Here is a 14517-nt window from a genome sequence, read left to right on the forward strand (position 1 = left end):
GCTCCGGTCCTAGGCCGTGTCTTCCGGATCTTGCCTGACCGGCAATATCCGAAAGACACGACCTAGCGGTGGGCCGTGGCGCGGCCGAGGAGGGTGCAGACCAGGGCGGACAGCACTGCGGCCGCCCCGCCCGCCACCAGTACCTGCACCAGTCGCGGACTGCCGGCGCCGGTGAGGAACGCGGCGCTCTGCGCGGCCGCCGCGAGGGCGCACACGCCGGCCGCGAGCCGGACCGCTCCGAAGGACTGGAGCAGCAGCCCGGTCCACATGACGGCGCCGAGCAGCAGGAGGGTCAGCACCCGGGCCCCGCCGAGACCGGGCGCCCCCGGCCACAGCAGGGTGCCGGCGACGCCCAGCAGGAGCAGCACCGCCAGATAGGCCGTCAGGCAGCGGGCCAGGGTGAGCGCCATCTGCCGCCGGAACCCGGCGGGGGTGCGGGCCGAGCGCAGTCCGGCCAGGCTGCCGCTGCGGAATCGGTGCAGCAGCCATTCGGCCGGGCCCATGCTGAGGGTGAGGGCCACTGCGGAGGGCGCGGCGGCGGCCTCGGCCGGACCGCCGGCGAGGACCTCCCCCAGCGCCGCGTACAGCACGAGCACGCCGGTGCCGAGGCCGAACAGCCCGTACGGGAGCGAGTCCGCGAAGCGGGGGCCGCGCGGCACGAACTCCTCCTCGGGGCCGCGCAGCATCCGCCAGCGCACCGCCCCGCCCGTCCCCCGGTGGGCCCGGCGGCCGCGCACCCGGGCCGCGGCGGCCCGCAGCCCTGCGGCGACGGGCAGTTCGCGCACGGCGAGGGTGCAGGCGGCGAGCAGGGAGAGGGCCAGCAGGGTGACGCGTACCGGGAGCGGCAGGCCGACGGCGAGGGCCACGAGGGAGCCGGCGGCCATGGGGGTGAGGGCGCAGAGCAGCAGCCGCTCCCGGCCGAGGACCAGCAGCACGGTGGCCGCGCCGACGTAGCAGGCCTGTCCGGCGGCGAAGGCGGCGGAGAACCCGGGCCCGGGCACGGCCAGCGCGGCGGCGCCGCCGAGCAGGGCTCCGGCGGGGGCTCCGACGAGCAGGGTGCGGCCGGCGGCGGCCCGGTCGCCCAGGCCCAGCCAGGAGTACGCCCGGTGGGAGAGGGTCTGGTCCCAGACCCAGCCGATGAGGGCGCCGGCCAGCAGGGTGAGGGTGCCGTTGGGCAGGCCGAGCCGGTCCGGGGGGCCTTCGAGGAGCGGGGCGCCCAGCACGTACGCGAGTCCGGGGAGGGCGAAGACCACCCCGCGCAGCAGGCAGGCGACGAGGGAGACCCGCCAGGGGTCGGCGGCGCCCTCCGGCTCCGGGAAGGCGCGCGGGACCTTCGCGTAGAGGGCCTCGGCGAGGGCGAAGGAGTCGGGGCGGCCGTACGTGAGCCGGATGTGCTCGTCGGTCATGCCGTCGGACTCCAGGACGGCGGCGATCTCGTCCGGGTGGACGGCCGCCGCGACGAGGGGCTCCAGCCGGCCGGCGAGTTCCTCCATGGGGTCCGCGGCGGGGGGACCGCTGCGGCGCGGGCGCGGGATGCGCGGCAGGGTGTCCTGGCCGGACCGGGCGCCCGGGGTGAGCCACAGTCCGCCGCTCACCAGGCACTTCCATCGGCTGCGAGCTCGCGGTACCAGGGGTCGGCGGTGGTCCAGGGCTCCCGGGCGGGCTGCGGCGGGAGGGCGGGGAGCGGCCCGCGGGCCAGTTCGCGGTAGATGTGGCGGAAGCCGTCGACCGAGCGGTGCAGGGTGAACTGCTCGACGACCCGCTGCCGGGAGAGCCGGCCGAGTTCGGCCCGCCGGGCGTCGTCGCGGAGCAGGGCGAGGGTGGCGCGGGCCATCAGCTCGGGTTCGCGCGGCGGGACCACGAGGCCGGTGTCCCCGACGGCCTCGCGGACCCCGCCGACGTCCGTGGAGACGGTGGTGCGCCCGCAGGACATGGCTTCGATGATGCTGAAGGGGAAGCCCTCGCTGATGCTCGACAGCATGACGATGCTGCCGGCCGCGTAGGCCTTGGCGACCTGGCTGATCCTTCCTTCGTACGTGATTCCGTCGCTCACGCCGAGTTCGGCGGCGAGCTTCTCCAGGCGGGTGCGGTAGTCCTCGCAGCCGGCCGGGACCGGGCCGAACAGCCGCAGCCGCAGGGCGGGGAGTTCGGCGCGCATCAGGGCGTAGGCGCGGATGAGGGTCTCCAGGTCCTTGATGGGGTCGATGCGGCCGCACCAGCTGAGGGTGGGCACGTCCGGCTCGGGGCCGGCGTCGGGGAAGGCGTGCGGGTCGACACCGTTGTAGACGGTGCGGATCCGGTCGGCGGGCGCGCCGCCGCGCTCTTCCCAGCGGCGGTTGTAGCGGTTGCAGGGGGTGATGAGGTCGGCCTGCCGGTACCCCTCGGAGTTGAGGGCGCGGTAGAAGCCGAGCATCAGGGCCTTGACGGGCCAGCGCTGGGCGGCGCTGCGGTAGCCGAGGTAGCGCTCGCGGAGGTAGATGCCGTGCTCGGTGAGCAGGAAGGGCACTCCGTCGAGGTGCTTGGCGGCGAGTGCGGGCAGGGTGGCCAGCCCGCTGCTGACGGCGTGCGCCACGCAGTCCGGCGGGATGCGGACGGCCAGCGGCCGCAGGGCGTGCTCCAGCAGGTCGGTGGCGGTCAGCGCGTCGTGGAGGGTGGGGCGGGCGGCGGCGGTGGGCAGTCCGGGCCGCAGCCACGCGGTCATCAGGACGCGCAGGACGGCTTCGGAGCGCAGGGCGGCGGAGAGCCGGCCGGCCCGGGCCAGCCGGGCGAGGTCGTAGAGGGCCGCCGAGAAGGCCTCGCCGGCGGGGTCGTACGCGGGGTCGAGCAGGCAGGTCAGGAAGCGCTCGTAGGTCTCGGTGAAGCGGCGGTGGGCGCGGCCGCGGAGGGCGGCGCGGCGGCCGGGGTGCGGGGGCGGCCCCCACAGCGGGACGGCGGTGTGCCGGTAGACGTTGCGGGGCAGCTCCCAGGTGACCGGTTCGCGGCCGGTGCCGGTGAGGGCGACTACGTTGAAGTCGACCTCCGGCATGCCGCGGACCAGCTGGTCGCACCAGGTGCTGACGCCCCCGTGGACGTGCGGGTAGGTGCCTTCGGTGAGCATGGTGACGTGGCGCCCATGGCTCATTGCGGTGTGTCCCCCCAGAGAACTGGCTGTGAAGTGCGGTGCGCGCAGGGCTGACGGCCGAGCGGGCGCGGTGGCCCGCTCGGCCGTGGGAGAGCGGGTCGGGTCAGCCGGGCAGGCGGAGGGTGACGGCCGACTGGAGCAGCTCGGGCGAGGTCCACGCGGAGCGGGCGCCCGCGTAGGCGGTGCCGTAGGCGGCGGTGCCGAGGAGCAGCTGCTTGCGGGTGCCCTCGGGGGCGGTGACCGGGGCCGGCACCCCGGCGGGGGCCTTGACGGTGACGGCGGTGCCGATGCGGTAGGCGGTGACCTTGCCCTCGGCGAGCGCCCGGTCCCAGGCGGCGCGGCGGTCGAGTTCGGCGCCGGTGTCGCGCTGGCGCTGGTTCACCAGCGGGGTGTTGGCGGCGAAGAGGGTGCGGTAGGTGTCGATGACCTCGTCGAGCACCGGGTAGAGGATGCGGTCCTCGGCCAGGTTCGACTGGTGCACGTAATGCGGGCGCGGGTCGTTGGCGAGCACGTGCCGCAGGGCGGTGCGGGCCTCCTGCGGGACGATGTACGCGAGGTAGCCGGTGGCGGTGTCGAGCGGCTCGGGCAGGCAGGTGGAGGCCGGGTTGGACTCGCAGACGCCGCTGCCGCCGTCCTCGGTGCTGGTGTAGACCCAGTTGTACTCGTCGGCCATCTCGGAGCGGCGGCCGGTGTTGTAGTAGATGTTCATCGGGTGGCGCGGGACGGTCTGCGCGCTGCCCACGGGCCGCTGCTGCGGCTCGCGCGAGTTGTCGCTCGCGATCCACTTGACCCCGTTGTCGGCGAGGGCGCCGGCCAGGTGGGGATTGTCCGCCGGCTGCTGGGGCAGGGTCCTGAGGCCGGAGTGCTCGCCGGTGACGAGCTCGCCGCGGTCGACGGAGATGCCCTTGGCAGCGGCCCAGTCGTGGTTGTCGCGGATCTGCGCGGAGATCTCGGCGCGGCCCATCCACAGGGTGGCCCCCTGCGCGTCCTTCGCACAGGTCCACGGCACGGTGGCGGTGTCCTGGACGCAGCCGAGGAAGGGGTGGGTGTAGGTGTGGTTGATCCAGCGGTAGCGGGCCCGGTCGGCGACGAGCCGGGCGGCGAGCGCGTCGGTGCCGCCGTTCTCGGCCTTCCACTCCTCGCCGGCGCCCGCGTTGTAGACCATGTCGAGGGTGAAGCCCTTGGCCTGCTGCCACTGGGCGGCGTACTCGGCGTCGGCGGCCGTCATGCGGATGGTGCTGCCCGCGCCCTCGCCGCCGGCGCAGTCGTAGTCCCCGGGGGTGCAGTCGAGTTCGGGGTCCCAGCGGGCGTCGGGGGCGAAGACGTCGTCCACGTGGACGGCGAAGTAGTTGCGGCTCTGGCCGAGGTGCACCCCCTGGGTGAGCCACTCCACCATGCCGCGGGCGAGCAGCCGGAACTGCCGCTGGTACTGGTTGTAGCCGAAGGTGACGACGAGTTCGCTGCGCCCGTCGTGGACGTACTCGCCCACCAGCGAGGCCCGTCCGGAGCCCGCGGGCGCGTCCAGGTAGCTGGTGTAGCCCGGCCGCGGCCGGCCCATGAACCCGTAGCTCTCGGGGATCAGGGCCGAGTTGTCCTCGAAGGCGACCTGCCCGCCGAGGTAGCCGAACGGGCCGGAGGCGCCGGCGGCTGTGACGGCGGCCGCGGTCCCGTCGAGGGTGCCGGCGTAACCGCCGTTGTCCGTGTAGTCGAGGCCGACGCCCGGGTGCGCCCACGTGTACGCGTCGATCTGCCGGATGCCGAACGTGCGCTCGTAGGCGGCCAGGGCGGCCATCTCGGCGGAGCCCGCGCCGAACGGGTCCTCGTTGGGCAGGACCACGCCCTGGTACTTGGCGCGCGGCCGGCCGTCGACCGTGTCGCTCAGGAAGGCGGCGTCCACGACCGGACGGCCCTCCTGCCCGAGCTCGACCCGGGTGTACGGGACCCCGGTGTCGCGGAGCTCGGCGGTGAGGGCCTCGACCGCGCTGCCGCCGTCGTCGACGACCAGCACCTTCAGGTCGATCCGCGGCGTGAGGGCGTCCTCCGCGGCACGCGCCGTGGCCGCGGGTGCGGCGAGCGAGACCAGGGCCGCCGCAAGGCAGGCGGCTGCGCGCCGGTTCATCCGGTTCCTGTGGACCATCGTGGCCTTTCCCCCCGCAGGCGCCCCGGCCCGCGGCCGTGGGGGGCCGTATGGGTGAGGCTCTGTGGAAATCGTGCAAAGGAACCCCGCGTCCCCTTGCGAGAGTGGCTCGAGTGTTGCGGACGGCTCTTCGGGTCGGCGGCAAACCTGGAGCAGTGACCACAGATGGGTGAACCATGTGATGCACAGGTCGAACAACCTGGCCAACCTTCGAGTGGCGTACGGATGAGTCCTGACGCGTAGGCTCGTGTCGGGCGGCCGCGGGGCCCGAACTACGATCGCGACTACGGCCGGCCACCCCCACGGCCTTCACAACAACGGAAGAGAGACTTCACCACCGTGACTGCTCTGACTCTCAGCACTGCCGGCGCGGCGACGCTGCGCGCCGACGCCCTCGTCGTCGGTGTCGCGAAGGGCGCCAAGGGCCCCGTCGTCGCCCCCGGCGCCGAGGCCGTGGACGAGGCGTTCGACGGCAAGCTCGCCGCCGTGCTCGACGCCCTGGGCGCCTCGGGCGCCGACGGCGAGGTCACCAAGCTCCCGGCCCCCGCCGGGCTGAAGGTCCCGGTCGTGCTGGCGGTCGGCCTCGGCTCCGTCCCGGAGAAGGACGAGTCCTACGACGAGGACGCGCTGCGCCGCGCCGCCGGTGTCGCCGCCCGGGCGCTCGCCGGCACCAAGAAGGCCGCGTTCGCGCTGCCGCTGGAGGACGCCTCCGCGGTCACCGCCGTCGCCGAGGGCGCGCTGCTGGGCGCGTACGCCTTCACCGCCTACCAGGGCGGCGCCAAGAAGGGCGCGAAGGCCGACTCCGGCAAGCTCCCGCTGGCCGAGGCCGCCCTGCTGGGCGCCAAGCCGCGCGACAAGGAGCACAAGGCCGCCGTCGAGCGCGCCCGGATCGTGGCCGGCGAGACCAACATCGCCCGCGACCTGGTCAACACCCCGCCGAACGAGCTGACCCCCGAGGCCTTCGCCGCCGTCGCCTCCGCGACCGCGAAGGAGCTCGGCGTCAAGGTGCAGGTCCTCGACGAGAAGGCCCTGGTCAAGGGCGGCTACGGCGGCATCATGGGCGTCGGCAAGGGCTCCGAGAACCCGCCGCGCCTGGTCAAGATCTCCTACACCCACCCGAAGGCGGAGAAGCACCTCGCCTACGTGGGCAAGGGCATCACCTACGACTCGGGCGGCATCTCCCTGAAGCCGGCCGGCCACAACGAGACGATGAAGTGCGACATGGCCGGCGCCGCCGCCGTGTTCAGCTCCGTCGTCGCCGTGGCCCGGCTGGGCCTGGAGGTCAACGTGACCGGCTGGCTCGCGCTCGCCGAGAACATGCCCTCCGGCAGCGCCACCCGCCCCGGCGACGTGCTGCGCATGTACAACGGCAAGACCGTCGAGGTCCTGAACACGGACGCCGAGGGCCGCCTGGTGCTCGGCGACGCGCTGACCAAGGCCTCCGAGGAGAACCCGGACGCGATCGTCGACGTGGCGACCCTGACCGGCGCGATGGTGCTGGCCCTGGGCAACCGCACGTTCGGCATCATGGCGAACGACGACGCGTTCCGCACCTCGATCCACGAGATCGCCGAGGAGGTCGGCGAGGCCTCCTGGCCGATGCCGCTCCCCGCCGACCTGCGCAAGGGCCTGGACTCCCCCACCGCCGACCTCGCCAACATGGGCGAGCGCATGGGCGGCGGCCTGGTGGCCGGCATCTTCCTCCAGGAGTTCCTGGGCGAGGGCATCACCTGGGCGCACCTCGACATCGCCGGCCCGGCCTTCCACGAGGGTGCGCCGTACGGCTACACCCCGAAGGGCGGCACCGGCTCCGCGGTCCGCACTCTGGTCCGCCTCGCCGAGCGCACCGCCACCGGCGACCTGGGCTGATCTGCCGATCCGCACGTTTTGTCGTGAACACGGCCCCGGACCGAAGACGGTCCGGGGCCGTGTTCACTCTCGACGAAATCCGCAGGTTTCCCCCCGGCGGTGACCCCTCCTTCGGGCCGAACCGCCCGCTGCACCCCGGGCCCGGCGTCCCGCGTTCCCTCGACAAATGCGAAGATGGGTTCTCGGCAGGACAGGGCCCCCACCACAGGGCCGAAGAAACAGCGGCCGAATACCAGCCGCCGCCCGGTCACAGAGGACCGGTGCCCGGCGCACATGCATGGAGGACGTGACGTGGCGAACGACGCCAGCACCGTTTTCGACCTAGTGATCCTCGGCGGTGGCAGTGGCGGTTACGCCGCGGCGCTGCGCGCCTCCCAGCTGGGTCTGGACGTTGCCCTGATCGAGAAGAACAAGCTCGGCGGCACCTGCCTGCACAACGGCTGCATCCCCACCAAGGCTCTGCTGCACGCCGGAGAGATCGCGGACCAGGCCCGCGAGGCCGCTCAGTTCGGTGTCAAGGCCTCCTTCGAGGGCATCGACATCGCGGGCGTCCACAAGTACAAGGACGACGTGATCGCCGGCCTGTACAAGGGCCTGCAGGGTCTGGTCGCCTCCCGCAAGGTGACCTACATCGAGGGTGAGGGGCGGCTGTCCTCCCCGACCTCCGTCGACGTGAACGGCCAGCGCATCCAGGGCCGCCACGTCCTGCTGGCGACCGGCTCCGTGCCGAAGTCGCTGCCGGGCCTGGCCATCGACGGCAACCGGATCATCTCCTCGGACCACGCGCTGGTCCTGGACCGCGTGCCGGAGTCCGCGATCATCCTCGGCGGCGGCGTCATCGGCGTCGAGTTCGCCTCGGCGTGGAAGTCGTTCGGCACCGACGTCACGATCATCGAGGGTCTGAAGCACCTCGTCCCGGTCGAGGACGAGAACAGCTCCAAGATCCTTGAGCGCTCCTTCCGCAAGCGCGGCATCAAGTTCAACCTCGGCACCTTCTTCGACAAGGCCGAGTACACCGAGAACGGCGTGCGGGTCACCCTGGCCGACGGCAAGACCTTCGAGGCCGAGGTGCTGCTGGTCGCCATCGGCCGCGGCCCGGTCTCCCAGGGCCTGGGCTACGAGGAGCAGGGCGTCGCGATGGACCGCGGCTACGTCCTGGTCGACGAGTACATGCAGACCAACGTGCCGACCATCTCGGCCGTCGGCGACCTCGTCCCGACCCTCCAGCTCGCGCACGTCGGCTTCGCCGAGGGCATCCTCGTGGCCGAGCGCCTGGCCGGCCTGAAGGCCGTCCCGATCGACTACGACGGCGTTCCGCGCGTCACGTACTGCCACCCCGAGGTGGCCTCCGTCGGCATCACCGAGGCCAAGGCCAAGGAGATCTACGGCGCGGACAAGGTCGTCGCCCTCAAGTACAACCTGGCGGGCAACGGCAAGAGCAAGATCCTGAAGACCGCGGGCGAGATCAAGCTCGTCCAGGTCAAGGACGGTGCCGTGGTCGGCGTCCACATGGTCGGTGACCGGATGGGCGAGCAGGTCGGCGAGGCCCAGCTGATCTACAACTGGGAAGCCCTGCCGGCCGAGGTCGCGCAGCTCATCCACGCGCACCCGACCCAGAACGAGGCCCTGGGCGAGGCCCACCTGGCCCTGGCCGGCAAGCCGCTGCACGCCCACGACTAGCAGTCCCTCGGGCGCGACGACCACTTCCGCAATTCGTAAGGAGCAACAGAAACCATGGCGGTTTCCGTAACCCTTCCGGCGCTCGGCGAGAGCGTCACCGAGGGCACTGTCACCCGCTGGCTCAAGGCCGAAGGCGAGCGCGTCGAGGCCGACGAGCCGCTTCTCGAGGTGTCGACCGACAAGGTCGACACCGAGATCCCGGCCCCGGCCTCCGGCATCCTCGCCTCCATCAAGGTGGCCGAGGACGAGACCGTTGAGGTCGGCGCCGAGCTGGCCATCATCGACGACGGCACCGGCGCCCCCGCGGCCGCCGCGGCGCCCGCCGCCGAGACGGTCGCGGCTCCGGCCCCGGTCGCCGAGGCCCCCGCGGCTCCGGCGCCCGTCGCCGAGGCCCCGGCCGCCCCCGCCGCCGCGGCCCCCGCCGCGTCCGGCACCGACGTGGTGCTGCCCGCCCTGGGCGAGTCCGTCACCGAGGGCACCGTCACCCGCTGGCTGAAGTCGGTCGGCGACAGCATCGAGGCCGACGAGCCGCTGCTCGAGGTCTCGACCGACAAGGTGGACACCGAGATCCCGGCGCCGGTTTCCGGCACCCTGCTGGAGATCCTGGTCGGCGAGGACGAGACCGCCGAGGTCGGCGCCCGTCTCGCCGTCATCGGCACCGCCGGTGCGGCTCCCGCGGCCCCGGCCGCCCCCGCCGCCCCGGCTCCGGCGGCCGCTCCGGCCCCGGTCGCCGCTCCGGCTCCGGTCGCCGCCCCGGCCCCCGTGGCCGCCCCGGCTCCGGTCGCCGCCCCGGCCGCCCCGGTCGCCCCGGCCCCCGTGGCCGCTCCGGCCCCGGTCGCCGCGCCGGTCGCCCCGGCCGCCCCCGCCGCCCCGGTCTCCGCCGGTGGCGAGGGTGCCTACGTGACCCCGCTGGTCCGCAAGCTGGCCTCGGAGTCGGGCGTCAACCTGTCGCAGGTGCAGGGCACCGGCGTCGGCGGCCGCATCCGCAAGCAGGACGTCATCGCCGCTGCGGAGGCCGCCAAGGCCGCCGCCGCTCCGGCTGCCGCCGCCCCCGCCGCGGCAGCCCCGAAGGCCGCGGCCGTCGAGGCCTCCCCGCTGCGCGGCCAGACGGTCAAGATGACCCGCATGCGCAAGGTCATCGGCGACAACATGATGAAGGCGCTGCACTCGCAGGCCCAGCTGACCTCCGTGGTCGAGGTGGACATCACCAAGATCATGAAGCTGCGGGGCAAGGCCAAGGACGCGTTCCTGGCCCGCGAGGGCGTCAAGCTCTCCCCGATGCCGTTCTTCGTCAAGGCCGCTGCCCAGGCGCTGAAGGCCCACCCGGTCGTCAACGCCCGGATCAACGAGGACGAGGGCACCATCACCTACTTCGACTCGGAGAACATCGGCATCGCCGTGGACTCCGAGAAGGGCCTGATGACCCCGGTCATCAAGGGTGCGGGCGACCTCAACCTGGCCGGCATCTCCAAGGCCACGGCCGACCTGGCCGGCAAGGTCCGCGGCAACAAGATCACGCCGGACGAGCTCTCGGGCGCGACCTTCACCATCAGCAACACCGGCTCGCGCGGCGCGCTGTTCGACACGGTCATCGTGCCGCCGAACCAGGTCGCGATCCTGGGCATCGGCGCCACGGTCAAGCGTCCCGTGGTCGTCGAGACCCCCGAGGGCACGGTCATCGCCGTGCGCGACATGACCTACCTGTCGCTCTCCTACGACCACCGCCTGGTGGACGGCGCGGACGCCGCCCGCTACCTGACGGCAGTCAAGGCGATCCTCGAGGCCGGCGAGTTCGAGGTCGAACTGGGCCTCTGACCGGCCCCGTTGTAACGATCCTCACGTCGGCGCCCCCGCCCGGAGCACTTCCGGGCGGGGGCGCCGCCGTATTGTCTACGCTCAGGCCAGCACCACGATGCCGCCCCTGCCCCTGCGCGCCCCAGGAGATGAAGCCCCGATGATCACCCCACCCGTCGTGCACTCGCTGCGCGAGCAGATCCGCGAGCACATCGTGGAGGGGATCGTCAGCGGCCGCTGGAAGCCCGGCGAGCGGATCGTGGAGCGCCGGATCGCGGTCGAACTGGCGGTGAGCCAGACCCCCGTACGGGAGGCACTGCGCGAGCTGGAGACCCTCCGGCTGATCGAGTCGGCCCCGAACAAGGGCGTACGCGTCCGCAACCTCACCGCGTCCGACCTGGACGAGATCTACCCGGTGCGCGCCGGCCTGGAGCAGATCGCCGCGGAGCTGGCCGCTCCCCGGCTGGCCTCGGACGCCGCCCTGCTGGACCGGCTGCTGGAACCGCACGTGGTGGCCCTGCGGGAGGCCGACCGGCTGGAGGACAGCACGGCCCAGGTGCGCCACACGGTGGCCTTCCACCGCGCGATGGTGGGCGCGGCCGGCAACAGCGTGCTGCTCCACACCTGGGAGAGCCTGGGCATCGAGGTGTTCACGGCCCTGTCGATCCGGTGGCTGGGCACGGTCCAGAAGGCGTTCGCCGAGGAGCACGAGATGCTCGTCGAGGCCTTCCGGCGCAACGACCCGGAGATCGGCCTGCTGGTCAGGCGGCACGTGCTCGGCTGCGCCCCGCGGGCCTGATCCGCCCGGCCGACCCCCCGGCCGACCACGCGGTCGGACCGCCCGGCCGGACCGCCGGGTCAGGACTTGTACGGGTCCTGACCCCCGCCGGCCGGGGGCCGCCGACCCCGCTCGGAGCCCGCCCTCCCGCACAGCGGGATGTCCGGCTTTGCCTTCATATGCCCTGGCACCCGGTGCCCCGTTAAGCGGCACGCAATGCCGACTTTGCCAATTCGAGTAAATTTCCACGTCAATCGTTTGATCGATCATCGATCAGGGATTTACAGTCTTCCGCGGACCACAACCAGGTCCGCCTGCCCTGTCCTGCCCGTCAGGGACCCCCATCTCCACCCCCGTTTCCAGTCCGGAAGGCGGCGCACACCGATGTCCGACCCCGTAGCCAAGCTTCCGAGCGAGCTCGACCAGCTCCCGGACCGCGACAGCGAAGAGACCGCCGAATGGGCGCAGTCGCTCGACGCCGTTGCGAAGGCCGCCGGCACCCGCCGTGCCGAGTACCTGCTGCGCCGTACGCTCCACCACGCCGAGGCCGCCGGGCTCGCCCTGCCGAAGCTGCTGGAGACGGACTACGTCAACACCATCCCCACCTCCGCCGAGCCCGAGTTCCCGGGTGACGAGGAGATGGAGGCCCGGATCACCGCGTGGAACCGCTGGAACGCGGCCGCCATGGTGACCCGCGGCTCCAAGTACGGCGTCGGCGGCCACATCGCCACCTTCGCCTCGGCGGCCTGGCTCTACGAGACCGGCTTCCAGCACTTCTTCCGGGGCAAGGAGGCCGACGGCTCGGGCGACCAGCTCTACATCCAGGGCCACGCCTCCCCCGGCATCTACGCCCGCGCCTTCCTCGACGGGCGCATCTCCGAGCAGCAGCTCGACAACTTCCGGCAGGAGTCGGGCGGCAACGGCCTGCCCTCCTACCCGCACCCGCGGCGCCTGCCCTGGCTGTGGGAGTTCCCCACGGTCTCCATGGGCCTCGGCCCGCTCTCCGCGATCTACCAGGCGCGCTTCAACCGCTACCTGCAGAACCGGAACATCAAGGACACCGCCAACTCGCACGTCTGGGCCTTCCTGGGCGACGGCGAGATGGACGAGCCCGAGTCGACCGCCGCCCTGGCCCTGGCCTCCCGCGAGCAGCTCGACAACCTGACGTTCGTCATCAACTGCAACCTGCAGCGCCTCGACGGCCCGGTCCGCGCCAACTTCCGCGTGGTCCAGGAGCTGGAGGCCCAGTTCCGCGGCGCCGGCTGGAACGTCATCAAGACCCTGTGGGGCTCCGCCTGGGACGAGCTCTTCCAGCTCGACACCACGGGTGCCCTGGTCCGCCGCCTCCGCGAGGTCCCGGACGCGCAGTTCCAGACGTACGCGACCCGCGACGTGGCGTACATCCGCGACCACTTCTTCGGGGTCAACGCCGAGCTGGTGCAGCTCGCGGGCGTGCTGTCCGACGCGAAGATCGCCGAGTGCTTCCACACCTCGCGCGGCGGCCACGAGCCCCGCAAGGTCTACGCCGCGTACAAGGCCGCGCTGGAGCACAAGGGTGCGCCGACGGTCATCCTCGCGCAGACCGTCAAGGGCTACACCCTGGGTGCCGGGTTCGAGTCGAAGAACGCGAACCACCAGATGAAGAAGCTGACGATCGACGAGTTCAAGAGCATGCGCGACAAGCTCGGACTCCCGATCCCGGACAGCGCCTTCGCCGACGGCCAGGTCCCCTACGGCCACCCGGGCGCGGACAGCCCCGAGGTCCGCTACCTGAACGAGCGCCGCGCGGCCCTCGGCGGCCCGGCCCCGGCCCGCAAGGTCCACCACGTGGCCCTGCCCGCCCCGGCGGACCGTTCCTTCGCCCCGCTGATCAAGGGCTCCGGCAAGCAGGAGATGGCCACCACCATGGCCTTCGTCCGGCTGGTCAAGGACCTGATGCGGGACAAGGAGACCGGCAAGCGCTGGGTGCCGATCGTCCCCGACGAGGCGCGCACCTTCGGCATGGAGTCGCTCTTCCCGTCGGCCGGCATCTACTCGCCGCTGGGCCAGACGTACGAGCCGGTCGACCGCGACCAGCTGATGTACTACAAGGAGGCCAAGGACGGCCAGATCCTCAACGAGGGGATCACCGAGGCCGGCGCCATGGCCGACTTCATCGCCGCCTGCACGTCGTACGCGACGCACGGCGAGCCGATGATCCCGTTCTACATCTTCTACTCGATGTTCGGCTGGCAGCGGACCGCCGACCAGATGTGGCAGCTCGCCGACCAGCTCGGCAAGGGCTTCATCGTCGGCGCCACCGCCGGCCGCACCACGCTGACCGGTGAGGGCCTCCAGCACGCGGACGGCCACTCGCACCTGATCGCGTCCACGAACCCGGCCTCGCTCAACTACGACCCGGCCTTCGCGTACGAGATCGCCGTCATCGTCAAGGACGGTCTGCGCCGCATGTACGGCGAGACCCCCGAGGACGTCTTCTACTACCTGACGGTCTACAACGAGCCGAAGGTGCAGCCCGCGATGCCCGAGGGCGTCGAGGAAGGCATCATCAAGGGCCTGTACCGCTTCAACCGGGCCTCGGACCTGGAGAACGCGCCGGCCGCCGAGGCCCCGAAGATCCAGCTGATGGCGTCCGGCACGGCGATCCACTGGATCCTGGAGGCCCAGCAGCTGCTGGCCGCCGACTGGAACGTGGCCGCCGACGTCTGGTCCGCCACCTCGTGGGGCGAGCTGCGCCGCGACGCGCTGGAGTGCGACGAGGCCCTGCTGCGCGGCGAGGAGCGCACCCCGTACGTCACCCGCGTGCTGGAGGGCGCCCCGGGCCCGGTGCTCGCGGTCTCCGACTGGATGCGCCAGGTTCCGGACCAGATCAGCCAGTGGGTCCCGGGCGACTACACCTCGCTGGGCACGGACGGCTTCGGCCTCTCCGACACCCGCGAGGGTGCCCGCCGCCACTTCGGCGTGGACGCCCCGTCGATCGTCGTCGCGGCGCTGGCCCAGCTGGCCCGCCGCGGCGAGGTCCCGGCCTCCGCGGTCAAGGAGGCCCGGGAGCGCTACGGCCTGTAAGGCGCGGCGCCCCGTGAGCGCGAGCGGTCGCACCCCCGGGGGAGGGGTGCGGCCGCTCGTTCCGTTGCGGGT

General features: G+C 72.7%; 8 protein-coding genes. 5 read left to right on the forward strand and 3 right to left on the reverse strand.

Features of this window, described 5'->3' with window-relative positions:
• Positions 1 to 62: 62 nt before the first annotated feature.
• The 3 genes from ACZ407_RS28040 to ACZ407_RS28050 form a co-directional block, all read right to left on the reverse strand.
• Positions 63 to 1595: a hypothetical protein gene (locus ACZ407_RS28040; protein WP_468132995.1), complete on the reverse strand. Its 1533-nt coding sequence runs from the start codon at positions 1593 to 1595 to the stop codon at positions 63 to 65.
• Positions 1592 to 3121 (reverse strand): GT4 family glycosyltransferase PelF, encoded by a 1530-nt coding sequence (gene pelF / locus ACZ407_RS28045; protein ID WP_468132997.1) that lies wholly within the window; start codon positions 3119 to 3121, stop codon positions 1592 to 1594. The genes ACZ407_RS28040 and pelF overlap by 4 nt, the downstream gene beginning before the upstream one ends.
• A 103-nt stretch (positions 3122 to 3224) precedes the next feature.
• Positions 3225 to 5258, reverse strand: a complete 2034-nt coding sequence (locus ACZ407_RS28050; protein ID WP_468132999.1) for a hypothetical protein — start codon at positions 5256 to 5258, stop codon at positions 3225 to 3227.
• Between the two features lie 339 nt (positions 5259 to 5597).
• On the opposite strand from ACZ407_RS28050, the gene ACZ407_RS28055 reads away from it, so the two are divergent.
• From ACZ407_RS28055 to aceE, 5 genes are all read left to right on the forward strand, one after another.
• Positions 5598 to 7127, forward strand: coding sequence for a leucyl aminopeptidase (locus tag ACZ407_RS28055; protein ID WP_468133001.1), 1530 nt, complete (start codon positions 5598 to 5600; stop codon positions 7125 to 7127).
• 291 nt (positions 7128 to 7418) lie between these two features.
• On the forward strand, positions 7419 to 8807 hold the full coding sequence (gene lpdA, locus ACZ407_RS28060) for a dihydrolipoyl dehydrogenase (RefSeq protein WP_468133003.1): 1389 nt from the start codon (positions 7419 to 7421) through the stop codon (positions 8805 to 8807).
• A 54-nt stretch (positions 8808 to 8861) separates the two neighbouring features.
• Positions 8862 to 10622: a 2-oxoglutarate dehydrogenase, E2 component, dihydrolipoamide succinyltransferase gene (sucB, locus tag ACZ407_RS28065; protein WP_468133005.1), complete on the forward strand. Its 1761-nt coding sequence runs from the start codon at positions 8862 to 8864 to the stop codon at positions 10620 to 10622.
• Positions 10623 to 10764: 142 nt separating this feature from the next.
• The gene (locus ACZ407_RS28070; protein WP_468133079.1) at positions 10765 to 11400 is read left to right on the forward strand and encodes a GntR family transcriptional regulator; all 636 of its coding nucleotides are present in this window, start codon (positions 10765 to 10767) and stop codon (positions 11398 to 11400) included.
• 363 nt (positions 11401 to 11763) lie between these two features.
• Positions 11764 to 14445 carry a pyruvate dehydrogenase (acetyl-transferring), homodimeric type gene (aceE, locus tag ACZ407_RS28075; RefSeq protein WP_468133007.1) on the forward strand — a complete coding sequence of 894 codons (2682 nt, stop codon included), beginning with the start codon at positions 11764 to 11766 and terminating at the stop codon, positions 14443 to 14445.
• Positions 14446 to 14517: the final 72 nt, after the last annotated feature.

This window comes from Streptomyces sp. NPDC030809 (assembly GCF_055572195.1).